The 23,349-nt window shown below is 41.9% G+C and carries 18 protein-coding genes and 1 riboswitch; of the genes, 13 read left to right on the forward strand and 5 right to left on the reverse strand.

Annotated elements, in window-relative coordinates; all coding sequences use genetic code 11:
• Window positions 1–61 precede the first annotated feature (61 nt).
• Window positions 62–286, forward strand: a riboswitch (cobalamin riboswitch).
• 35 nt (window positions 287–321) lie between these two features.
• From HHA43_RS08330 to HHA43_RS08355, 6 genes are all read left to right on the forward strand, one after another.
• The gene (locus HHA43_RS08330; protein ID WP_168542352.1) at window positions 322–2,166 is read left to right on the forward strand and encodes a TonB-dependent receptor plug domain-containing protein; all 1,845 of its coding nucleotides are present in this window, start codon (window positions 322–324) and stop codon (window positions 2,164–2,166) included.
• Window positions 2,167–2,305: 139 nt separating this feature from the next.
• Window positions 2,306–2,890, forward strand: coding sequence for a cob(I)yrinic acid a,c-diamide adenosyltransferase (locus tag HHA43_RS08335; RefSeq protein WP_168542354.1), 585 nt, complete (start codon window positions 2,306–2,308; stop codon window positions 2,888–2,890).
• Between the two features lie 168 nt (window positions 2,891–3,058).
• Window positions 3,059–3,772: a glycerophosphodiester phosphodiesterase gene (locus tag HHA43_RS08340; protein WP_167846257.1), complete on the forward strand. Its 714-nt coding sequence runs from the start codon at window positions 3,059–3,061 to the stop codon at window positions 3,770–3,772.
• A 291-nt stretch (window positions 3,773–4,063) separates the two neighbouring features.
• On the forward strand, window positions 4,064–5,230 hold the full coding sequence (locus tag HHA43_RS08345; protein WP_168418568.1) for an acyl-CoA desaturase: 1,167 nt from the start codon (window positions 4,064–4,066) through the stop codon (window positions 5,228–5,230).
• Between the two features lie 125 nt (window positions 5,231–5,355).
• Complete coding sequence (locus HHA43_RS08350; RefSeq protein ID WP_168542356.1) at window positions 5,356–6,801, forward strand: protein adenylyltransferase SelO; 1,446 nt, start codon at window positions 5,356–5,358, stop codon at window positions 6,799–6,801.
• Window positions 6,802–6,907: 106 nt separating this feature from the next.
• On the forward strand, window positions 6,908–7,294 hold the full coding sequence (locus HHA43_RS08355) for an MmcQ/YjbR family DNA-binding protein (protein ID WP_168542358.1): 387 nt from the start codon (window positions 6,908–6,910) through the stop codon (window positions 7,292–7,294).
• A 107-nt stretch (window positions 7,295–7,401) separates the two neighbouring features.
• On the opposite strand, the gene HHA43_RS08360 is transcribed toward HHA43_RS08355, so the two are convergent.
• Together HHA43_RS08360 and baeS are read right to left on the reverse strand one after the other, a co-directional pair.
• A complete protein-coding gene (locus tag HHA43_RS08360; protein ID WP_168542360.1) occupies window positions 7,402–8,088 on the reverse strand; it encodes a response regulator in 687 nt (228 codons plus the stop codon).
• Between the two features lie 20 nt (window positions 8,089–8,108).
• Window positions 8,109–9,761, reverse strand: coding sequence for a sensor histidine kinase efflux regulator BaeS (gene baeS, locus HHA43_RS08365; RefSeq protein WP_168542362.1), 1,653 nt, complete (start codon window positions 9,759–9,761; stop codon window positions 8,109–8,111).
• Between the two features lie 136 nt (window positions 9,762–9,897).
• Here baeS and HHA43_RS08370 point away from each other — a divergent pair, with 136 nt between their 5' ends.
• The 4 genes from HHA43_RS08370 to HHA43_RS08385 all read left to right on the forward strand — a co-directional run bounded on the left by HHA43_RS08370 (window position 9,898) and on the right by HHA43_RS08385 (window position 15,284).
• A complete protein-coding gene (locus HHA43_RS08370; RefSeq protein ID WP_168542364.1) occupies window positions 9,898–10,521 on the forward strand; it encodes a hypothetical protein in 624 nt (207 codons plus the stop codon).
• A 335-nt stretch (window positions 10,522–10,856) separates the two neighbouring features.
• Entirely contained in the window at window positions 10,857–12,659 is a 1,803-nt protein-coding gene (locus HHA43_RS08375) for an acyl-CoA dehydrogenase C-terminal domain-containing protein (protein ID WP_168418591.1), read from the forward strand.
• Between the two features lie 203 nt (window positions 12,660–12,862).
• Window positions 12,863–14,644 (forward strand): acyl-CoA dehydrogenase C-terminal domain-containing protein, encoded by a 1,782-nt coding sequence (locus tag HHA43_RS08380; RefSeq protein ID WP_168542366.1) that lies wholly within the window; start codon window positions 12,863–12,865, stop codon window positions 14,642–14,644.
• A 142-nt stretch (window positions 14,645–14,786) separates the two neighbouring features.
• Window positions 14,787–15,284: a phosphate-starvation-inducible protein PsiE gene (locus HHA43_RS08385; protein WP_168418561.1), complete on the forward strand. Its 498-nt coding sequence runs from the start codon at window positions 14,787–14,789 to the stop codon at window positions 15,282–15,284.
• Window positions 15,285–15,427: 143 nt separating this feature from the next.
• On the opposite strand, the gene HHA43_RS08390 is transcribed toward HHA43_RS08385, so the two are convergent.
• Entirely contained in the window at window positions 15,428–15,907 is a 480-nt protein-coding gene (locus HHA43_RS08390; RefSeq protein ID WP_168542368.1) for an RcnB family protein, read from the reverse strand.
• A 178-nt stretch (window positions 15,908–16,085) separates the two neighbouring features.
• Between HHA43_RS08390 and HHA43_RS08395 the strand changes: the two genes are divergently transcribed.
• Window positions 16,086–16,538, forward strand: a complete 453-nt coding sequence (locus HHA43_RS08395; protein ID WP_168397761.1) for a hypothetical protein — start codon at window positions 16,086–16,088, stop codon at window positions 16,536–16,538.
• A 91-nt stretch (window positions 16,539–16,629) separates the two neighbouring features.
• Here the strand turns inward: HHA43_RS08395 and HHA43_RS08400 are convergent, their stop codons facing one another.
• Together HHA43_RS08400 and znuD are read right to left on the reverse strand one after the other, a co-directional pair.
• Entirely contained in the window at window positions 16,630–18,093 is a 1,464-nt protein-coding gene (locus tag HHA43_RS08400; RefSeq protein WP_168542370.1) for a phospholipase D family protein, read from the reverse strand.
• 105 nt (window positions 18,094–18,198) lie between these two features.
• The gene (gene znuD / locus HHA43_RS08405) at window positions 18,199–20,349 is read right to left on the reverse strand and encodes a zinc piracy TonB-dependent receptor ZnuD (protein ID WP_168542372.1); all 2,151 of its coding nucleotides are present in this window, start codon (window positions 20,347–20,349) and stop codon (window positions 18,199–18,201) included.
• Between the two features lie 142 nt (window positions 20,350–20,491).
• Between znuD and HHA43_RS08410 the strand changes: the two genes are divergently transcribed.
• Entirely contained in the window at window positions 20,492–21,247 is a 756-nt protein-coding gene (locus tag HHA43_RS08410) for a DUF4184 family protein (protein WP_168542374.1), read from the forward strand.
• Window positions 21,248–21,450: 203 nt separating this feature from the next.
• Window positions 21,451–23,235 (forward strand): aspartate--tRNA ligase, encoded by a 1,785-nt coding sequence (gene aspS, locus HHA43_RS08415; RefSeq protein ID WP_168542376.1) that lies wholly within the window; start codon window positions 21,451–21,453, stop codon window positions 23,233–23,235.
• Window positions 23,236–23,349 lie beyond the last annotated feature (114 nt).

Raw genomic sequence — 23,349 nt, forward strand, 5'->3', positions numbered from 1 at the left:
GAGTGAAGTTCAGGCGGATTATTCTGCATTTCCGTTGTTTAAATGGCATACAGACTTTATACTTCGCGCAAATGCAACGAGTCCTAGCTTTGAGCTTTAGGGAAGTTGGTGAAAGTCCAACACTGCCCCCGCAACGGTAACCATGAAACGTATATCAATTTAAATCTTATGATTTACACCACTGTATGAACAATATGGGAAGGTGGATATACAGCGAAGCAATCATAAATTAGAAGATGCTTGGCACATTGAAGTCCGGAGACCTGCTTGTTGTGCCCTTAACTCAATCATTCACGTGGGGTGAATGTACGGAGCAAAGTCATGTCTACTCTTTTTCAGCCTACTGCTTTAGTGGGCGCAATTGCGCTTGCAATGGGTTTTTCAACTTCAGTTTTTGCTGCAGAATCGCAAGATCAGCGTGTGGTGAATGCTGCTTTAGATACGCTTGTGGTCACGGCAACTCGTTCTGAAGAAAAAATTGGTAATGTGCCTGCGCGGATTAATATTATCGAGCCAAAGATTTTGGAACAGTCGCCAATTGCGTCTTTTCCTGATTTGCTAAAATATGATGCTGCCATCAACATGGTTCAAAGTGGTGGTATGGGGCAACTTGCCGATATTTATTTACGTGGTACTGAATCAGACCATACTTTGATTTTACGTGATGGCATACGATTAAATAATGCATCTTCTGGTACAGCAAATCTTGCTTTTATTGACACTACAGATATCAAACAAATCGAAATTCTAAAAGGTTCTGCGTCTGTTTTATATGGTACGGATGCTATTGGCGGTGTAGTCCAATTGATTTCAAAAAAACCTGAAAAAACAAGTGCTTTTATTACTGGTGAAGTAGGCGAAAATAGAACCTATAAATCTGTCATCGGCGCTGATTTATATGAAGACGGTTTTTATGCTCAAATTCGTGGCCAACGATTAGAATCTGATGCAACAAAAGTAAACAACCAAAAAACCTATAGCAATGAAACTGCTTCTTTTGATCAAAAAGGCTTTAGTACCAAACTTGGTGTAGAAAAAGAAAACTTTGCAACATCAATTGACTACACCACAAATAAAGGCACTAACTTATATGATGCTTATACATTTAATGGTGCATTGCTGAAACAAGACTTTGAAAATGAAATTATCAATCTTCGTGGTCGTATAAACCTGACTGATCAATTTGAACTGAATGCACGTTTATCTCAATTTACGGATGAAGTCGACCAAAAAGATTCAACCGACTTTGCACATAGCAAAACTCAAGAAGCAGAACTCTATAGTAAATGGAACTTCACGCCTCAGCAGACTTTACTTACAGGTGTGACTCATCGCAATCTCGATGGCGATATTCTGTCTTATGGCACACCCTATAACGAAGATGTAGACTCAACTGGATATTATATTCAGCATCAACTTAACGGAAGTAGACTTAACACCCAACTGGGCGTGCGTGTAGAAGATAATGAAAAATATGGGGTGCATACTGTAGGTCAAATTGCTGCTCGTTACCAATTACTGCCTTCAACTAGCGCATATGTAAATGTAGGCACAGCATTTAAATCACCAACATTGAATGAACTTTATAATTCATGGAATGGTAACCCTGATCTGAACCCCGAAGAAAGTACATCTTATGAAATTGGTTTTGACCAAAATCTAGCATATGGCTTGCAAACAGGTTTATCTGCTTACTACACACAAGTTGAAGATTTAATCGCCTTAGACAAAAATGGCAAACTGACAAATATTCAAAAGGCAACTTACCAAGGTGGTGAAGCTTATTTAGGCTGGCAGCAAGATGATTTATTTGCTAAAGCAACCTATAGTTACGTTAAACCTCAAAATGAAGCAACTCATCAAGATTTAAATCGTCGTCCACGTCAGGGGTTTACTTTAACAACTGGCTTACAAAATGAAATATATGGTATTAGCGCATCTTTGGTCGCTAAATCCAAATCTAAAGATTGGGATAAAAACTATAAGAACCCGGGTTATGCAACTGTTGATGTAAATGCGTTTTGGAATGTAAACCCAAATGTCAAACTCTTTACCAATATTCAAAATATCGGGGATGTTGAATACAAGACCGCATACCAAGATAAAGGTTATTACTACATCAACGGCGGCCGCCTCACTTCCGCAGGGGTAACTTTCCGCTACTAAACCTGCATCACAACAAAAACTTTAAAACAGCGCAGTTTATGGATAATGTAATGACCGACATTATCCTTTTTTTATTGCGCCAGCTTTTATTTCTTACGACCAAGTAAACGCAACTTTCACTTTCAAACAAGGAACGATCATGGGCCACCGTTTAAGCAAAATCTACACTCGCACAGGCGACTCAGGCACAACAGGATTGGGCGATGGCTCACGTGTTGCCAAAGATGACTTACGCATTCATGCACTGGGCGATGTCGATGAACTAAATGCCTGTATTGGCGTACTGCGCTCACAAATTACACATAGCAACATTCAAGACAAAAACACTTGGGACAAATCGCTCAGCCTGATTCAGCACTGGCTATTCGATTTAGGCGGTGAAGTCTGTATCCCCAATTACCACCTCGTACAACCGCTTGCGATCGAATACTTAGAACAAGACATTGACCGCATGAATGAAAGCCTGCCAATGCTCAAAGAGTTTATTTTGCCTGCAGGTACATTGGCATGTAGTTATGCACATCAAGCTCGTGCCGTATGCCGTCGTGCAGAACGCAGTTTAATGACCGTACACAACCGTGATCAAAATATCCAGGCACCGTCTTTGCAACTACTGAACCGACTGTCTGACTGGCTATTTGTGGCATCTCGCAGCTTGCAACGTGCCGAAGGAGGCAGCGAAGTATTATGGCAAAAGAACATCAATGACAGTATTGGTAACTAACATTACAAGCTAAAATCGGAAACTAAAATAAAGCCCTGATTTTGCATCTAAAAAATCACGTCGGATGCTGCTTGAAATTTTACATCATCCGACCAAAATAAGAGATGTCATCTCTTTGTCACGTCGTACTTGCAAAATGAAAGCAAACTTTCAATTCATGGGCACATTATGCGCATAATTGGTCATCGAGGTGCGCGTGGCGAAGCGCCTGAAAACACGCTTGGTGGTTTTGAATATATTCAAAATATTGGCATTCGTGCGGTTGAGTTTGATGTGCGTCAACTCAAAGACAATGCCTTAGTGGTTATGCATGATGATCAATTCATTCGTACCACAGGACAAGACAAAGCGCTGTATGAATGTAGTCTGGAAGATTTAAACCATTATAACCACGCAGTGATGTGGTCGGACTGGAATAAAGTTGAAACCACGCCCCTGCTTAATCAAACCATGACCATTATTCAAAATTTTGATCATATTGAGGTTGAGGTTAAAGCAGTTAATTCACATGCCGATGCCGAAAAAATCACTCAAAGCCTAGAGCAACATTTACAGGGCTTTGAACACAACGCCATCATCACCAGTTTTGATCCTAAAATTCATTGGGCATTACAACAACAAAAATCACGCTTTAAACGTGGTTTGTTGGTAGAAGATGATTTGCAATACCAAGCCATTGATCAAGCTTTAGTATTAGGTTGTTGCCAAATTGGCTGGATGAACGAACTCGCCACAGATGCCCTCATTCAAGCGACACAACAGGCCAAACTGAATATTAGTGTTTGGACAGTCAACCAAATTGAACGCGCCAAACAACTTAAAGATTTGGGTGTTCAGGGGTTAATTACCGATTATCCAAAACTGATGATGCAACACTTGTAAAGTGCAGGCTAAGCGCATATATATGTTTAAATAACAGATTTTCTGTGCTGGTTTGGCTGTCATACCGCACATTTTCGTAAAAACCTACAAATACCATTATATTCTGTTACCACCCAGTACAATACAACTGTACAATAATGCTGTGATCGTGAATACGCTCATGCTAATATGCGAAAAAATTAATCCCTATAAACTTTAATACTATGATCATTTCCTTCGGGCAGATCATGATTTTATAACGGATTAAGCGTCTACTTATACCTCCCAAAGGTTCTAGGAGTGCTGTTGGAGATGAATGCTCCCTTACCCAAAGCCCCAATCAACTGGATTGCCATCTTTGCACTGGTTTTCTTACCTATTGTTGCCGTGATTGCAATTCCTTGGTATGCCTATCACCATGATTTTAGCTTAGCCGCTTGGATCAGTATGTTTGTATTACTTGGCGTAAGTAGCTTGGGTATTACAGCAGGTTATCACCGTTTATGGGCACACCGTGCCTACGAAGCTACGCTTCCTTTAAAAATTCTTTTGATGATTATGGGGACTTTTGCCGTTCAGAACAGTATTTTGTTCTGGGGTTCAGGTCACCGTACCCATCACCGCCATGTTGATGATGTCGAAAAAGACCCGTATTCAATCAACAATGGTTTTTGGTTTGCGCACATGGGCTGGATGCTACGTGACTATCCTGCTGCAGAGCCAAACTTTAAAAATGCGCCAGATTTGTTAAATGACAAATTGGTGATGTTCCAGCACAAATATTACGTGCCAATGGTAATTGCAGTGCATGTTGGCATTTTAGTGCCAATTGGCTGGGCTGTTGGCGATATGTGGGGTGTGTTGCTATTGGGCGGTTTAATGCGTCTGATTTTAAGCCACCATGTCACTTTCTTTATTAACTCGCTGTGCCACATGTGGGGTTCACGTCCATACACTGACGAAAACACTGCGCGTGACAACTTCTGGTTAGCCATTGCCACTTGGGGCGAGGGTTATCATAACTATCACCATATTTTCCAATACGATTATCGTAATGGCGTAAAATGGTGGCAATATGACCCAACTAAATGGTTAATTTGGACATGCTCTAAGTTAGGTTTGGCTAAAAATTTACGTCGTATTCCAAGCTTTAATATTAAAAAAGCAGAATTGGCAATGCGCTTTAAATACGCAGAGCAAGACTTGGCAGTTTATGGTCACAATGTGAATGATGACATTGTGCAAGTGAAAAGTCGTATTGCGCAAGAATATGATGCATTTACCCAAACTTTAAATGATTGGGCAAAATTAAAAGAGCAAGAAATTCAAGCGAAAAAAGCGTCAATGGCTGAAAAAATCCACCAAATGGATGACAAACTCAAAGTTGAATTCCAGTTGGTTGAGCAGCGTCTTTCACACCATCGTGAAACATTGAATTTGCTAATGCGTAACTTGAAAAAGAATCCAGTATCACAATAAGAACTGTGTTCTTATACACCGCTAAAGCCCTGACCTGTTCAGGGCTTTATGCATTTTTAGACTACAGTTTTTAAAGCCCAAGTTTGCTATAGTGAACCTCACTTTGTGCCAAACACTCCCCCACTATGCAATTTAATTCACGTTATCCCACACTGCCCGCTCGCCTTTATCATCAACAGCAGCCCCTACCCTTAAAAGGTGCTAAAGCTGGACACTTTAATGCAGCATTGGCAAAAGAGCTGCAATGGAGTAGCGAGGAACAGCAGCACTGGGTAGAGATTTGCAGCGGCCAAACCACATTTCCGGAATTTCCACCTTTGGCAATGGTGTATGCAGGACATCAATTTGGGCAATGGGCTGGTCAACTGGGAGATGGACGAGGCTTACTGATTGCACAAGTGCTAGACACGCAACAGCGTACCATTGACCTACATTTAAAAGGTGCTGGCTCAACGCCTTATTCACGTATGGGTGATGGCCGTGCGGTTTTGCGTTCTGTGATTCGTGAGTATTTGGCAGGCCATGCTTTAAATGCACTTGGTGTACCTTCAAGCAATGCGGTGGGATTCACTTCATCTACACAAGGCGTACAACGTGAAAAACTAGAACTGGGCGCCATGTTATTACGCACCTCTGACTGTCATATTCGTTTAGGTCATTTCGAATGGATCAATCAGTATCAACCTGAACTACTACCTGAATTTGTGCAAAAATGTATTGAATGGCACTACCCTGAATGCTTGACTGCCGAACAGCCTGTACTCGCCTTTGCCACCCAAGTCATTCAGCGTACAGCAGTGATGATTGCGAAATGGCAATTGGTCGGTTTTGCGCATGGCGTGATGAATACCGATAATTTAAATATCACTGGCTCTACTTTAGATTTTGGCCCTTATGGTTTTATGGAGCGTTTTCGCCCGAACTGGATCAATAACCATTCGGACTACCAAGGGCGCTATACCTACCAACAACAACCGAGCGTAGCGCACTGGAACTTATGGGTCTGGCTAAATAATTTAATTCCACTTGAGCAAAACCAAGATCAGAAAGAACACTGGAAACAAGCACTGGCAGCATGTTTAGAACATTTTGAACCAACTTTTTTAGAACATTACAAACTCGGCTTGTGTGAAAAAATGGGACTGCCAAGCTTCCATAAAGACAGTTTTGACTGCGCAACCCACTTCTTACGCATTTTGCAAAGTGAGCAACTGGATTACACTCAAAGTTTTATCCGCCTACAAAATAAACAATACACAGAAATATTGGATGATTGTTTAGATCGTCGTCAGTGGGAAAGCTTTTTGGCACAGTATTTACAGATTCGTGAACATCAAGATACTGAAACTTTAGATGCCGCCATGCAACAGGCCAACCCGCACTATATTTTACGCAATCACATGGCACAAAAGGCAATTGAGCAGGCAGAACGCGATGATTTTTCAGAAGTTGAGCGTTTATTTACCCTACTCAGCCAACCGTATAGCAAACAGCCCGAGTTGGAACGGCCTGAAGATTTAGCACCCTTGCCAAGTGATGTACCTGAAGTGATGGTGAGTTGCTCATCTTAATGCTATTTTTAAGCAACAGGACGTTTAAAACTCCAGCAAAGTTATACACATTTTCTGTGGATAAAGATGTGGTTATCCACAGGATAAACTTTTAAGGCGAAGATGAATGGCACAAACACAGAAATCACTGCATCAACTTGCAGCCAATGCCGCAGAAAAATTACCAGAAGTGAGCTTGAGCGAACCTTTTGGCGATGGCTGTTTGGTGCATAAGGTATTTGATAAAGTGTTTATGCTGAGTCTGTATTTAAATGGTCATGCCATAATCAATCTAAAAGTTCAGCCTGAACATGGCGCCATGTTACGTGATTTTTATCCCTATATCCGTGCAGGTTGGCACATGAACAAACAGCACTGGATTTCAATTTTTGCAGATGAGGACTTAAATGCACAACTGGTACAAGATTTGGTTTTAAATTCTTATGAACTGGTGGTCGCAAAATTAAAGAAAGTAGAAAGACAACGGATTGAGCTTTTGCGTAGCGCAACTTGAGTCAATAAAACATTTAAAAGCTATTTGCTCTGCACTTTTTCAACATAATATCTAACTAAGAAAAACAAAAGCGAATCTTCCAAGATTCGCTTATTGAATTTTTAAACTTATTCTTCTGGATACTCAAAACGATAGCCCACGCCATACACTGCTTGAATCCATTCATGCCGATTACCTGTTTCTGCTGCGTCAGAAATTTTACGGCGTAAGTTTTTAATGTGGCTATCAATCACACGGTCAGCCACTTCAAAACTGTCAGGGTTAATATGATCTAGCAATTGCGCTCTTGAATACACCTGCCCCACATGCTCTAAAAACAGTTCCAATAAGCGGAATTCTGTCGGGGTCAAATTCAAGGTTTTTTGCTGATACCAAATACGCTGCTGCGCTTTATCCATGCGGAATAAATCATTGCTTTCAGGCCCAACTTTGCGTTCTAAGCGACGCAAAACCGCCTGCACGCGCGCGACCAATTCTTTTGGGCTAAAAGGCTTACAAACATAATCATCTGCCCCCATGTTTAAACCCAGCACCCGATCTATTTCTTCTGTTCGAGCGGTAACCATAATAATTGGCACATCGGACTGTTCACGTACTTTTCGGCAAATGGTCAGGCCGTCCATGCGTGGTACCATCAAATCCAAAATCATCAGGCTTGGTTTACGCTGCAAAAAGCTGTCATAAGCTTCTTGCCCATCATGAAACATACTGACTTCAAAACCAGCAGCTTCTAAATAATCTCGCACCAATTGGGCCAGTTCAATTTCATCTTCAACCAGTAAGATATGTTTCATGCACGATTCCTTAAAGTCCATTAAGATTTGATTTTTGGAAAACTTAATTTGCAGCGTAAACCACCCAACGGTGAATGAGCAAAACTTAACTCTCCGCCCAATGCTTTGGCAATTTTGACCGATAAGGCCAAACCTAAACCTGTACCACCTGTCGCCCGAGTGCGTGAATCATCGGCACGATAAAAACGTTCACCCAAACGGGCCAGTTGTTCATCACTTAGGCCAAACGGGCTGTCGTCTACATACACGGTCCACTCGGTTGCGCTTTGACTGGTGTGAATATGCACCTGCCCACCTGCTTCGGTATAGCGAATACTGTTACTCAATAAGTTGAGCATAATTTGTTTAAAACGGTCTATATCTAATTGTAATTGCGTGCCTTCACCAGACACGATCAAGTCCAATTGCGCCTGCTCAAATTTCGGCTTGAAGCTTTCAATTTCCTGTTCAATCACTTGCCAAGGGTCTATGCTTGCAAAATAGCACTTCAATTGCATGGCTTCAGCTTGAGCCAAGTCAGACAAATCCTGCGTCAGTTTTTTCAGACTATTGACCTGATGCATCATGGCTGCCAAATGCTCTGGCGTGGCTTTGCGGATACCATCTTGCATGGCTTCAATTTGTGCCTGCAACACCGCCAATGGGGTTTTCAATTCATGCGAAGTATCTGCCACCCACTGACGGCGTGAGTTTTCATGTTGATCTAAAATCACCGCCAAATGGTTCAGTTCTGTCGATAAATCACCCAACTCATCATTACGATTGACCGTGACCTGATGCTGATAATGGCCTTTGGTCAATTCGCGTGTGCCATTTAATAAACGCTGAATTGGCTTTTTAAAATAGGTCGCCAACAGTAAGGCAGCAATCAAACTGGCCAAAATACTTAAGGCATAAACCAATAATAAATAACGAGTTTGCTTACTAAAGAAGTTAATGCTTAACGCATCTTCCTGCTCAAGCACAGGTTTTAACCCCAAATAGCCCACGATTTTTTCACCGACCATAATTGGACGATAGGAAATCTGAGTTTCCGCAGGCTCACCCACAACAAACTGACGCTGCGCATCATATAAAGATAAACGTGAACTCAACCCCAAACGGTCAGGCATCGAAATAAACTGTTTTTTACCCGAAGCGTCTGTTGTATTGTTCTGCCCTTCGTTTTTACGATCTGAACGGAATGCATTTTGATTGGCGCTTAAAGGAAATACTAACCCCTCAAAAGGCTGAAACTGCGAAGGTAAATTTAGCTCTAACCAACGTAACTCTTCTGCATTGGCTTGACGCTTCATTGGGTCCGGCTCAACCACACTCGGATTTACATTGGCTAAGCTATGTTCCTGAAAATAGCGCTGCTGCAAGGCAATATCATACTGACGACGCAACCACCAACGCGATAAACGGTCATAATCATCGGGTGCGGCTTCGCCTTCTATTTGTAAAATTTGCGCCTGAATGGCATTGCCCCAGTCATGGTACACCGCATACACTTCTGCCAAGTTTTGGATGACCAAATCCAGCTTCTGCATTTCTACGTCGGCCACGTATTTACTGAAGTTACGCTGCATATTGACATGCAATACCCCCAAACTAACCGTGGTGATTAGCAAGGTCGTCAGTAGCACTGTTAAAAACAGGCGTAAGGCGATGGGAATGCGGCGAATTTTCAATAGAACAGTCTCAGAATTTTTTCTTAATTTTGAGCATTGTAACCAACAGCGCTTCAAAAAACTCTCCATTGTTTCTTCATCTTTATTATTTAATCTTAACTTAAGCAAAGTCGGATTCCAGTTAAGGAGATGTAAGATGAAACAGATGACAAAAATCGCGTTACTTGGGGCGAGTGTTTTGGGGATGGGTGCTTTAACGGCTTGTCAAACCAGCAATGACTTAACGGATCGACAACAGACACGTATGATGAAGCATCATGCTGTAGCCGACTCACGTTTTAGCCCAGAACAACGTGAACAGTATCGTGCGAAGCGCGCAGAACACCGTGCTTTCCGTAGCCAGATGCAACAAGCATGTGACAATAAGGCAGCAGGTACAAAGCTGCAACTCAAACTCAGCGAAAAAACAGTTTCGGGCACCTGTACTATGCGCTTTCAGCCAGACCGTCAATCGTTTAAACAACAACGTCAATATATGATGAAACAGCATCAAGCTATGCATGCCAATATGCAGCGCCCGCAACGTGGTGAAGTACTGACCGATGCACAACGTGCTGAAATGACCAAACAGTACGATCAACGATTGGCACAGCGTCAAGCTCATCAACAAGCAATGCGCACAGCTTGTGAAGGTAAAACCCATGGTCAAAAAGTTCAGGTTAAACTAGGCGACCAACAACTCAATGGTCAATGTTTAGTACGTTTTCAGCCAAATCAGCCTATTCAACCTTTAAAAATCAAGCAATCTGCATCACGTTAAGCAATCGTACCAGTCAATTCACACTGTTTTAAAGGCGCTCATTGAGCGCCTTTTTATTGATCTTTTTATCCACTGCACTCAGACATGTCTCTTTACGCTTTTTGACTATTTGTGTCATTTCAAACTCAGTAAAACTGTTTACACTCAAACAACTTAGCCATTTCAAGATAAAAATCTTTGACTTTGCAGTCACTAAGAAATGCTATTTAGATGCTTGTACCGAATCAGAAGATGTTGCACGATTACAACCATTCCAACAGGTCATGTCTGAGAAGGCATGCTTTGAAATCCATTTAAAATATAACGCTGGTCAAACCAGTATTGAGGAAACCGATATGCCACAATACAAAGCGCCTTTACGTGATATGCAATTCGTTTTGCATGAATTATTAAATGCTGAAGAACACTATGCAAAATTACCTGCATTCCAAGAAAACGTAAGCCGTGAATTGGTTGACCAATATTTGGAAGCTGCAGCAGATTTCTGTGAAAATGAATTATCTCCATTGAACCAAGTGGGCGACCGTGAAGGTTGTACTTGGAATGATGGCGTGGTGACCACACCAACAGGCTTTAAAGAAGCGTATCAAAAATATATCGAACTGGGCTTCCCTTCGCTTTCTGCAGAAGAACAATACGGCGGTCAAGGCTTACCAAACTCTTTAGGTATTACCATTTCAGAAATGGTGGGTACAGCGAACTGGTCATGGGGCATGTACCCTGGTCTTTCTCATGGTGCGGTACGTACCTTAGAACACCACGGTTCACAAGAACAAAAAGATGCTTATTTGCCAAAATTAGTATCGGGTGAGTGGACGGGCACCATGTGCTTAACCGAATCTCACGCAGGTTCTGACTTGGGTATTATCCGTACCAAAGCTGAGCCACAAGCAGACGGTAGCTATGCAATCTCTGGCGAGAAAATCTTTATCTCTGCTGGCGAACACGACATGGCAGAGAATATCGTACACATCGTATTGGCACGCTTACCAGGCGCACCTAAAGGTACTAAAGGTATTTCTTTGTTCATCGTACCTAAGTTCAACCTCAATGCAGATGGTTCTGTAGGCGAGCGTAATGGTGTACGTTGTGGCTCAATCGAACACAAAATGGGTATTCATGGCAACGCAACTTGCGTCATCAACTTTGATAACGCTAAAGGTTTCTTGATTGGCCCTGAAAACCGTGGTCTAAACTGTATGTTCACGTTCATGAACACTGCACGTATTGGTACAGCGGTACAAGGTCTTGCAGCATCTGAAGGTTCTTTCCAAGGTGCATTAACTTATGCCAAAGACCGTTTGGCAATGCGTTCACTTTCTGGCCCGAAAGCACCTGAAAAAGAAGCAGACCCAATTATTGTGCATCCAGCTGTACGCAACATGCTTTTAACTCAAAAAGCGTATGCTGAAGGTGGTCGTGCGTTGGTGTACTTGCTTGCACAACATGCAGACATCGTTGAACAAGGTGCAACTGAAGAAGAGCGTAAATTCTCTGACAACATCTTGTCTTTACTGACTCCAATTGCAAAAGCATTCTTAACTGAAACAGGTTCTGAATCTGCAAAACACGGTGTTCAAGTCTTTGGTGGTCATGGCTTCATTTCTGAGCATGGCATGGAACAAATTGTGCGTGACACACGTATTTCTTGCTTGTACGAAGGTACAACTGAAATCCAGTCTATTGACTTGTTAGGCCGTAAAGTATTGGGTACACAAGGTGCAATGTTGAAAGACTTCACCAAAATTATTCACAAATTTGCAGAAGCCAACAAAGACAACGCTGCGATGCAAGAATTTGTTGAACCGCTTGCGGCACTTAACAAAGAATGGGGCGACTTGACCATGCAACTTGGTATGCGTGCAATGCAAAACCCTGAAGAAGTTGGTGCTGCGGCAGTAGACTACCTCTACTTCTCTGGTTATGTAACGCTTGCTTACCTATGGGCTCGTATGGCTTTGGTTGCACAAGAAGCACTAGCTGCAGGTACAACCGATGTAGACTTCTACAATGCTAAAGTAACTACAGCACGTTTCTACTTCAAAAAAATCTTGCCACGTGTTCGTTCACACGTTGATGTGATTGCAACAGGTGTAGAGCCTTTACTTGCATTAGATGCTGAACACTTTGCTTTCTAAGCTAAATATTGAGAATATTTAACTAGATATTCAAAATGTTGTACTCTTGAGTACAGAAATTGAGAAAGGACGGTCATAGCATTGGCAGTCCTTTTTCTTTATAAATAAAGCATTCTTTCGTTTGAGCCACCTACAACATTCATAATTGTAGATTACACTGAACTCAGCGAATCAAGATTCAAACAATAAACAGGTGAAACCACATGCCAATTTATAATGCTCCTCTTGCCGATATGAAATTCATCTTAAATGATGTTTTTAATGCAGAACAATTCTGGCAAAACAATGAAAATTTAGCTCACCTAGATGCTGCAACGGCCGAAGCAATTTTGGAAGAAATGGCAAAGTTTGCCCAAAACGTGACCCTGCCTATTAACCGTAGTGGTGATGAAGAAGGCGCAACGTACAACAATGGTGAAGTGACTACCCCTGCTGGCTTTAAAGAAGCATTTAAACAATATGCCGAAGGCGGTTGGATTGGTTTGGGCGCAGATGAAGAATGGGGCGGTCAGGGCATGCCAAAAATGCTGACTGTTTTGTCAGATGAAATGCTATTTGCTACTAACCCATCATTTATGTTGTATCCATTGCTGTCTGTAGGCGCAGGTATGGCTTTAAACAGCTATGCATCACAAGAGCAAAAAGAAACCTATTTACCTAAAATTTACTCAGGTGAGTGGTCAGGTACCATGTGTTTAACTGAGCCACATGCAGGGACTGACTTGGGTATTATTAAAACCAAAGCTGAACCAAATGCAGATGGTACTTACAACATCACTGGTACCAAAATCTTTATTACAGGTGGTGACCACGACCTTGCAGAAAACATCATTCACTTGGTTTTGGCTAAAACACCAGATGCTCCTGCAGGTTCACGTGGTATTTCTTTATTCATCGTACCGAAATTCTTGGTCAATGAAGATGGTTCATTAGGTGAACGCAACCCAGTTGGCCCAGGTTCAATTGAACACAAAATGGGGATCAAAGCCTCTGCAACTTGTGTGATGAACTTTGATGGTGCCAAAGGCTACTTAGTGGGTAAAGAAAATGAAGGCTTAGCAGCCATGTTCGTCATGATGAACTACGAACGTCTGTCTATGGGTATTCAAGGCTTAGGCGCATCTGAGTTTGCCTATCAAAATGCTGCACAATATGCGACTGACCGTATTCAGGGTCGCAGTGCATCAGGCGTTAAGTCACCGAACAAAGCAGCTGACAGCATTTTGGTGCATGGTGATGTACGTCGTATGCTATTAAATGCGCGTGCCAATAACGAAGCATCTCGTGCATTTGCGGTTTATGTAGGTCAACAGCTCGATATCACTAAATTCTCTACCGATGCAGAAGCGGTGCAGAAAGCCAATAACCGTGTTGCCCTGCTCACACCAATTGCAAAAGCCTATTTAACCGATACCGCATTCCAAGCGACTTTAGATGCTCAAATGTGCTTCGGTGGCCATGGTTATATCCGCGAATGGGGCATGGAGCAATGTGTACGTGATTTACGTATTGCCCAAATTTATGAAGGCACCAACGGCGTACAATCACAAGACTTGATTGGTCGTAAAACCATTAAATGCAATGGTGAATTTATTGCAGAATACATTGCAGAAATCCGTGATTTTGCCAATGGTTTAGACGCAGACCTGAACTTCATTAAAGATGCAACTTTGGATGCAGCGACTGAGGTTGAATCAGTTACTCAATACATTCTTAATGCGGCCAAAGAAAATGTAGACTTCCCGAATGCTGCAGCAGTAGATTATTTGCATGCAGTAGGTTTGCTCAGCTTTGCTTATATGTTCGCGCGCATTGCCAATGCCGCTAAGCAAAAAGATGGCGAGTTCTATCAAAACAAATTGTCATTGGCACTCTACTTTGTACAACGTGTTTTACCAGAACTTGCATTACGCATTACCAAAGTAAAAGCGGGTGCAGAAGTGATTATGAACTTCAGCGAAGATTACTTCACTAATCAAGCTTAACTCGATTGTCTCTAAAAAACGCCTGCATTGTCAGGCGTTTTTTATACCTCTTATTTTTACTATGTTTACGCAGCTTTTCCTGTAGTTGTGCACAGTTTTTGCATGAGTTTTTATCATTCATCAACATCATCAGGAGGAGCAAATGAAAGCACAACATTCCAAAGTAGAAAAAATAGAAACCCTCCTCGACCGACTTGGCAATCTAGCCGTTGAAAGTTTTCACTATATTGCCCTGTTCATCATTGGCTGTATGGTGATCTGGTCTGCTGGTCATACCGTGATCGATATTCTAACCGTCAAACAATATGCCACGATTGATGATATTTTACTGCTTTTCATTTATTTAGAACTTGGTGCCATGGTTGGAATTTACTTTAAAACCAATCACATGCCAGTACGCTTTCTGATTTATATTGCCATTACCGCCCTAACCCGACTGCTGATTTCCGATATTCAACATGATCATAAGGCAGATATGGACTTGGTGATTATTACGGGTTCAATTCTAATTCTAGCCTTTGCAATTCTGGTGGTGCGTTTTGCTTCGTGGAATTATCCATCGGTGATTCGAGATAAACACAGTGAAAAACCATTACCACAGGGCAAGACACCACGCCCAGAAGATGATGAGCTGGCCTAAACTGAAATTGCTTAATTCACTCAAAGCCACTCAAACTTCTGCTATAAAAAAGCGCGTCAGGATAAACCATGACGCGCTTTTTTTTGAAGATTCACCTAATGATATGTTTGGCTCAAATGCTTTTCTTGAACACTTAAGATGATCTAACGATTTTCCACCAAAACATAACGGCCGTGCTCAAAAACCCAATACATACCACGTGGCGGTGCAGGCAAGCCTAAATGCTGCCAATTGGTCACAACCCGATAAGTCGAACTTTCAATATGAGCAGTGCTCGGTTCACCATTCACCCAACTATAGCTTTGGTGGTTATATTGCACCGTACTTGGTGCATTGTATTGAATATTAATACCACTCCGAATAGTTGGCTGCCCCCACTGCGGTGCAGAACGTGGGTGATGCTGCGGGTAATGTCGTGGATAGTACTGCGGTTGAGGATGCTGTGAATAATATGGTCGATGTTGTGGATATGCAGGATGATGCTGCGAAGTATAAGGATGATGATGATAACGCTGAGTATCGACACCTGTATAACCTGCCCAACGATTCGTTTCTGCAAATGCTGGCAGCGTAGTACCCATAAGTAGCATGCCACTCAATGCAGTTAAAATTGCTACCTTCATATCCAACACTCCTCTGGTTATCTTTTGATTTTAACCTCAAATTAAGGATAAACAATGAATAAAAAAACAGCAATTTTATTCATTCCAACTCCGCTCTTACAGAAACAAAGCTGCAGCATACCTGTTTCATTTTCACATTATGCTAAGATACATTTTTTTTGAAATTGGATGAAACCTCGTGCCTGAATTAAATTTTGACCGCCTTCATCAGTTTTTCTGTAAAGTTCCAAGTGTGCAGCAAGCCCGTGTGGATTCTTATGGTTCAGACGGTCAGCATGCATGGTGGTTTAAATTTCAAATAGATGTAGAACACCCACTGGCATGGCAAACTGTACAAGAATTGGGGCATGTCCTGAATTATATTTCCAGAGATGAGCGTTTACCGACCCAATTCTTGCCTGTATCTCCACCGCCATATATGAATGGTGATGCTAAAGATTTTTTATCATGGGTGATTCAATGCAACCATCCAGAATTTAGCCCAGATGTGGTCTGTGACTGGCTAGAAGCCCGTTTGCCGAATCCTGTTGATGATGAAGCACAGTGGAAAATCAAGACTGATATTTCTGAGTTAGATCAGCTGAGTGATAAAGATTTGGATGAAATGGTGCCGCCAAATCCTGAAAAATAATTTTAGAGCTTCATTGTTGTTTTCTAAAAATCCCTCTTTAAACAAGAGGGATTTTTCTAGGAATATTACATCTGACTGAAAAAGTTTAAAGTCAGAATGTCGATAAACCACTCCACTCCATAAAGCGATAAACCACATATTTCCACTTCGACTCATCGGCATACATAGCATAATCCACACTCATATTTTTACCCTCAAGGTTTGACCATGCGGTATTAAAATAATGTTGTGCATCCTGAAATACAGGGGCTTGTACCTGTCCAACCACACGCAAATTGGTTTCTAAATTATAATTTTTAAAATTACGTGCGGTGAAATTTGCAGAACCTAGTGTCAATTCTGCCTGTGTGGCATTAGATTTGATCATCATTTTATTATGACATTGCTCGCCTTGCGTATTACACCAACGCACGCTCACCCCTGCCGCATTCAGTTCGGATGCTACTTGTCGGTTTGGAATACCATTTTTTTCACGACCAAAGGCATCTTTATTCGGGTCTAACAGCACCCGTACCTGTACACCACGTTGTTGTGCAGCAATTAAAGCCTGAATCACTTTACGTTCTGACAAATAAAACATCGCCAAATCAAGATGCTCTTGCTCCTTAGCATTTTCAATCATTGCTAAACTAGCATCCCAAATTGCCTGTTCCGTTAAAACCTGCACTTGAGGGTAAGAATGATCTGCCTCAAACTCACCCACAATCACCCCAGACACATTGCCTTGTGACATACGTGCTACAGCTTGTTCTGTCTGCAAAATATCAACCGCTGTATTGCCTGTGACCACTAAGGCAATATTAGAATGACGCGAACTACCATCATGCGGATTCAATGAGGTCACCAACGCTTTCCAACCTTCGGTGGTATCGACCACAATGGTTTTACGATGGTTGGCTTTAAAATTAAACAGGCTGAAATAACTGCGCAGGGTAATTTTATCTTGCCCGAAAGGACTTGGCAGCCAACCTTTTTCTGCATTATTTGGAATACCCTGACAGCAGAGATACCAAAAACCTGACCACAATGGATTCGATGCCCGTAAAGGCGTTAAATCGGTTTCAATCACATCAATGCCTGCTTGACGTAATTGACGATAATGCTCAGGTGCAATACCGCCATATACTGAGTTAATTGGGTCTGTAATGACCTTAATTTCAATATTTGGCTGCATCTGACGTTTATGAATTAAAGCTTCGGTCAATTGCTGTGTCAGTGGTTGATGCTGTTGTTTAGACGTCCCCACCTCTGCATTAAACAAAAACATATCCAACACAATGGTGGTTTGCGCAGCATCAATTAAACCTAAAATCTCCTTAAAAATTTGGTGTTGCTGCTGCTGAACACCTTGCGCATCAATATAGGTCTGATCAGCAATAAATTTGACAGGTGCATGGCGTAATTTTCCGGTATAATTCAGACCATCTGGTAACGGTTTAAGACTGTGGTAAATAGCCGAGGACAAATAACCCAAAGCCAGTAAACCTAAAACCAGTCCCAAATAAGCCCGAGGCGACCAATTCAATTTTTGGTGAATTCGCTGAAAAATACGCATAACAAAAAACCTAGTCCGATGCGCTCAGACTAGGTTTTATTGTTTGGATTTTCAAGAGGATTTCTGTGTTTTCACACAGACATCCTATAAAGCCCAAATTGAATTTTAGAAACCAAATTCAACGCCCACAGTAAAGTTACGTCCCACTTGTGGAATATGTGACAAGAAAGATGCATGTGAATAGACTTCATCATCTAACAAGTTGTTGGCTTTAAAATACACACGGTAATCTTGTTTATTGGCATAGTTTCCTGCATAAGCTACGCCAACATTGACCATGTTATAGCCTTCTGTTTCTTGTTCATACGCTGCAATTTTGTCTTGCTTAAATACACGATAGTATTCCGCCATACCCGACCAACCATCGGCAAAGTTAGCATCTAGTTTAGTTCCCAAACGGCCTGCAGGTACACGTGGTGCATTTTGGTTATCTATTTCGCCACGAACATAATCACCAAACACACTAAGTTTATAATCAGGGCTAATCTGATACCCTAGCTTAGCTTCTGTACCATAAAACTTGGCTTTGTCTTGTTGATAATCAATTAAACGGAAAGTTTCTATATGGTCGGTGGTTGCACCATAAATATAGTTATCAAACCAGTTATGATAGACATGCAACGAATAATCCAGTTTGTCAGCTTCATAGTGCAAACCAAGTTCTAAATTATTCGATTTTTCCACATCTAAATTTGCATTGCCACGCTCATAAGTGTTTGTTGCAAAGTGGATGCCATTTGCATAAAGCTCTTGTGCCAACGGTAAACGCTGTTGGTGTGAGCCTGTAAAGGATAGTTTATAGTTCGGTGCAAACTGCCAGTTGGCTGCTGCAGAAGCAGATACGCCCGTATCTGAATAATCTTTTTGCTTCGCATCGACATCAATTTTTTGATGTTCAACCCGTGCGCCGAGTTCAACATGCACATCGCCAAATTGTTTATGCTCTAAACCGAACAAACTATATTTTTGCGTTTTCGTATCTGGCATAGGTACGCTTTCATGAAAATGATCGCCATGTTTTTCTTTCTGTCCGGTCAAATCAATTTTTTGCTGGCTATACTGGGTACCAAACACACCTTCCCAACCCGCAATAGGTTGATGCACCAACTCTAAACGTGCATCATAGCCTTTGCTTTTAAAGTTACTGATAACTTTATTTTCTTCCAGTTCATCATGTTCATAATCTGTAAAACTGGCATGCGCACGTAGTTTATCAAAACCTGCAAAAGGCTGATCAAGCTCGGTACGTAAATCATAACGGTGTGATTCTAGATCAACCCATGGACCGCCATGCGCATGTTCATCGTCGTCTCCCTCATGAGGAAGACATTTAATCGTATTTCGATTGTCATGATCTGGTCCACAACCATGATATTCATGGCTATGCCCTGGCAACCCATATTTATCCTGACGATTACTATATGACACGCCCACAAAACCACGATCATGAATCCATGAGCCACCAATATTCACCGTTTGCCCTTCAGCAAAGGTATTCTCTACACGACGTGCTTTATCTAAATGTGTGCCTTCATCATCATGATCATGACCTGGATCATTATGTCCGTGATCATGGTCGTCATGTCCTGCTTCATCATTATGATGTTCTACCCAATAGTTTGGGGTAATGTAATCATTAGCCTTACGCTTAGAACCTTCTATACGCAGCGCAAACTGATCACCAATTGCTGCGGTCACACCTGCGCTGGCCAGTTTTTCATCACTGCCTGTGTTATAACGCAGACCGACTTGTCCTTCTAAACCATTATTTGGCATTTGCGTTGGAATTTTTTGGTCAGTGACATTGACCAAACCACCTACGGTACCCGCACCATAAAGTAAAGTTGATGGCCCACGAATAATTTCAACTTGCTTGGCCAAAATTGGATCTACCGTTACCGCATGGTCAGGTGAAAGTGTAGAAACATCTGCCGTTTCTGAAGCATGTTGCAGCACTTTAACACGTGGACCATCTTGTCCACGAATGACAGGTCGGCTAGAACCTGAACCATATTGGTTAGAATAAACACCTAGCTCATCTGCCATTGCATCACCTATAGTGGTGCCGCGCTCTGCCAACGTTTTCTGATCAATCACATGATCTGCTACAGCGAAATCTGCCGCAGTTTGTACCAAAGGATGTGCTTGTAGCTGAATCGTTTCCAATTGTGTATTTGTAGCATCTGTATTGGCAAATGCTGCTGGACTAAGTACTGCAAAAATTGAAACTGTTATTAAATTCTTATGGAACGCCATGACCCATGCTCAAAGTAGCAAAAAACAATTGTTGTTATAATATAACATTTCAATAGTATTGCAATAAAAAACATTCTCATTCTGTATTTTCAGTTAAGCTACGCCTTCAATTCTGCTGACGTTTATTCTTCTTTTTATTGGTATGCCCTTTACCTTATCTCATGCTGTACTTGCGCCTCCGCTAGCTAAACTCTCAGGACAACGGCTACCCATTGCTGCACTTGCAATTGGCTGTATGCTGCCAGATTTACATCGCCTGTTTACCCTACGCCAAGACCCAACGCCACATTTATGGTCAGCCTTGTTTTATCCAAACTTATTCTTGGGCCTTATGTTCTGTGCACTTTGGTATCTGGTATATCGCCCTGCGTTGTATCGCTTTGTGGGAATACACCACCCGCTAAATTTGAATCATGCAACATCCGTATTGGGCTTTGTTTTGGTGATTATCTTCAGCTTATTACTGGGGAATGCCACACATTTAATTTGGGATGGTTTAACCCATCACGACTTTCGCAGTTTTGCCTTTCAGGATTTTTTAGCACAATCGGTGCAATGGGGTACTCAGACTTACCCGATGCACCGCATCTTGCAAATTGGTAGCTCTATTTTGGCCCTACCTTTTTTATTGTGGATGAGCCTGCATTATTATAAGAAGCATCGGCAAATCAAACCTGTAAGCATCAAAGTTCTGGGCTATGCAGTTGGTCTTATTACACTATCTTTCGCTTTGGGCTGTTTCTCGCTTTGGGATTATGCACGGCATATTCCCGATGCACTTTGGCAGGAGGAACTGTATTACTTTACAGGGCGTGCCATCAATGAGTTTAGCCAAGGGGCATTACTCATGTTCAGTTTAGGTTGTCTGTTATTTTTGTTTTTGGATCGGCAAGGGTAGATAAAATAAAGTCGAAGCTCATCACTTTATCCTGAATCTGGCTGCATTATCCTATTTCAGACACATTCCTTGTAAAAACCCACTGTTTTTACAGCAGGTTCTTGTAGCCACATGCCCAAAGAGGCATAATCCTACCTTTGCTAAAGGCGGTGCGCTGTTTACGTATTCGCTTCCTTAACCCATATAGTTGGATTTTTAACGCTATGATGCGAACTCATTATTGCGGTTCTTTAACCGAAGCTCAAATTGATCAAACTGTTACCCTATGTGGCTGGGTGCACCGTCGTCGTGACCACGGTGGTGTGATCTTCCTAGATATGCGTGACCGTGATGGTCTTGTGCAAGTCGTGATCGACCCAGACACTCCAGAAGCATTTGCAACTGCAGACAAAGCACGTTCAGAATTTGTATTAAAAATTACAGGTCGTGTACGTCGTCGCTATGCAGGCACAGAAAATGCCAATATGGTCAGTGGACAAATTGAAGTTTTAGGCAAGGAAATTGAAGTTCTTGCAGCATCTGAAACGCCTCCGTTCCCATTGAACGACGAAAATACCAACATTTCAGAAGAAATTCGTTTGAAATACCGTTTCTTGGACATCCGTCGTCCAGAAATGTTAGATCGCTTACGTTTCCGTTCTAAAGTCACCAACCTAATTCGTAACTATTTAGACGACCATGGTTTCTTGGATGTTGAAACGCCAATTTTGACACGTGCTACCCCAGAAGGCGCACGTGACTATTTAGTGCCAAGCCGTGTATCTAACGGTAGCTTCTATGCACTGCCACAATCGCCACAATTATTTAAACAATTGTTGATGGTGGGTGGTATTGACCGTTATTACCAAATCGCAAAATGTTTCCGTGATGAAGACTTGCGTGCAGACCGTCAGCCTGAATTTACTCAAATCGACATTGAAACATCGTTCATGAGTGACGATGACATTATGGATTTGATGGAAGGCATGACCGTGAAGATGTTCGATGAACTTCTGGGCGTGAAATTCGACAAATTCCAACGTATGCCATATTCAGAAGCAATGCGTGATTATGCATCTGACAAACCAGACTTACGTATTCCACTAAAACTGGTAGACGTTGCTGACTTGATGCAAGACGTTGAGTTCAAAGTATTTGCAGGCCCTGCGAAAGACCCTAAAGGTCGTATTGTTGCGCTTCGTGTACCTGGCGCGGGTTCATTACCACGTAGCGCGATTGATGAATACACCAAATATGTTGGCATCTACGGTGCAAAAGGTTTGGCTTACATTAAAGTCAATGAACTTGAAAAAGGTATTGAAGGCTTACAATCTCCAATCGTGAAATTTATTGAGCCAATCGTGCTTGATCTATTAAAACGTGTAGGCGCTGAAAATGGCGACATCGTATTCTTTGGTGCAGATAAAGCCAAAGTGGTAAACGATGCGATGGGTGCACTTCGTGTGAAAATTGGTCACGATTTGAACCTTGCAACCTGCGAATGGGCACCGCTTTGGGTAGTTGACTTCCCAATGTTTGAAGAAACAGATGAGGGTAAATGGACCTCTGTGCATCATCCATTCACCTTGCCAAAATCAAGCGTTGAAGATGTGAAAAGCAATCCAGGTGAAGCATTATCTGTTGCCTATGACATGGTCTTGAACGGTACTGAAATTGGTGGTGGTTCACTGCGTATTTATACTTTAGAAATGCAAAAAGCGATTTTTGAAGCTTTAGGTATTGAAGAAGAAGAAGCCGAAGAGAAATTCAGCTTCTTACTGAATGCGTTGAAATACGGTGCGCCTCCGCACGGTGGTTTGGCATTTGGTTTAGACCGTTTGGTGATGTTGATGACAGGTGCATCGTCTATTCGTGATGTAATTGCCTTCCCGAAAACCAAGACAGCTGAATGTCCATTGACTCAAGCACCTGCACCAGTTGAAGCGACTCAATTGCGTGATTTGGGTATTCGTTTACGTGAAAAACCAAAAGCAGAATCTCAAGAATAAGTTTTGAGGATGTGAGAAGAACCCTGCAAATTTGCAGGGTTTTTTTATGAATTGAGATAAAGCCAAGCTAGTGGCATAATAGCGCTTCGTTTTGAATTTTGAGTTGAGCGTTAC

The sequence above is a fragment of the Acinetobacter sp. A2 genome, assembly GCF_012371325.1.
Taxonomy (GTDB): Bacteria; Pseudomonadota; Gammaproteobacteria; order Pseudomonadales; family Moraxellaceae; genus Acinetobacter.

Excerpts from the sequence above, each read along its gene's own strand:
- HHA43_RS08330 (WP_168542352.1), top strand. The coding sequence starts at position 322 with ATGTCTACTCTTTTTCAGCCTACTGCTTTAGTGGGCGCAATTGCGCTT.
- HHA43_RS08335 (WP_168542354.1), top strand. The coding sequence starts at position 2,306 with ATGGGCCACCGTTTAAGCAAAATCTACACTCGCACAGGCGACTCAGGC.
- HHA43_RS08340 (WP_167846257.1), top strand. The coding sequence starts at position 3,059 with ATGCGCATAATTGGTCATCGAGGTGCGCGTGGCGAAGCGCCTGAAAAC.
- HHA43_RS08345 (WP_168418568.1), top strand. The coding sequence starts at position 4,064 with ATGAATGCTCCCTTACCCAAAGCCCCAATCAACTGGATTGCCATCTTT.
- HHA43_RS08350 (WP_168542356.1), top strand. The coding sequence starts at position 5,356 with ATGCAATTTAATTCACGTTATCCCACACTGCCCGCTCGCCTTTATCAT.
- HHA43_RS08355 (WP_168542358.1), top strand. The coding sequence starts at position 6,908 with ATGGCACAAACACAGAAATCACTGCATCAACTTGCAGCCAATGCCGCA.
- HHA43_RS08360 (WP_168542360.1), bottom strand. The coding sequence starts at position 8,088 with ATGAAACATATCTTACTGGTTGAAGATGAAATTGAACTGGCCCAATTG.
- HHA43_RS08370 (WP_168542364.1), top strand. The coding sequence starts at position 9,898 with ATGAAACAGATGACAAAAATCGCGTTACTTGGGGCGAGTGTTTTGGGG.
- HHA43_RS08375 (WP_168418591.1), top strand. The coding sequence starts at position 10,857 with ATGCCACAATACAAAGCGCCTTTACGTGATATGCAATTCGTTTTGCAT.
- HHA43_RS08380 (WP_168542366.1), top strand. The coding sequence starts at position 12,863 with ATGCCAATTTATAATGCTCCTCTTGCCGATATGAAATTCATCTTAAAT.
- HHA43_RS08385 (WP_168418561.1), top strand. The coding sequence starts at position 14,787 with ATGAAAGCACAACATTCCAAAGTAGAAAAAATAGAAACCCTCCTCGAC.
- HHA43_RS08390 (WP_168542368.1), bottom strand. The coding sequence starts at position 15,907 with ATGAAGGTAGCAATTTTAACTGCATTGAGTGGCATGCTACTTATGGGT.
- HHA43_RS08400 (WP_168542370.1), bottom strand. The coding sequence starts at position 18,093 with ATGCGTATTTTTCAGCGAATTCACCAAAAATTGAATTGGTCGCCTCGG.
- znuD (WP_168542372.1), bottom strand. The coding sequence starts at position 20,349 with ATGGCGTTCCATAAGAATTTAATAACAGTTTCAATTTTTGCAGTACTT.
- HHA43_RS08410 (WP_168542374.1), top strand. The coding sequence starts at position 20,492 with ATGCCCTTTACCTTATCTCATGCTGTACTTGCGCCTCCGCTAGCTAAA.
- aspS (WP_168542376.1), top strand. The coding sequence starts at position 21,451 with ATGATGCGAACTCATTATTGCGGTTCTTTAACCGAAGCTCAAATTGAT.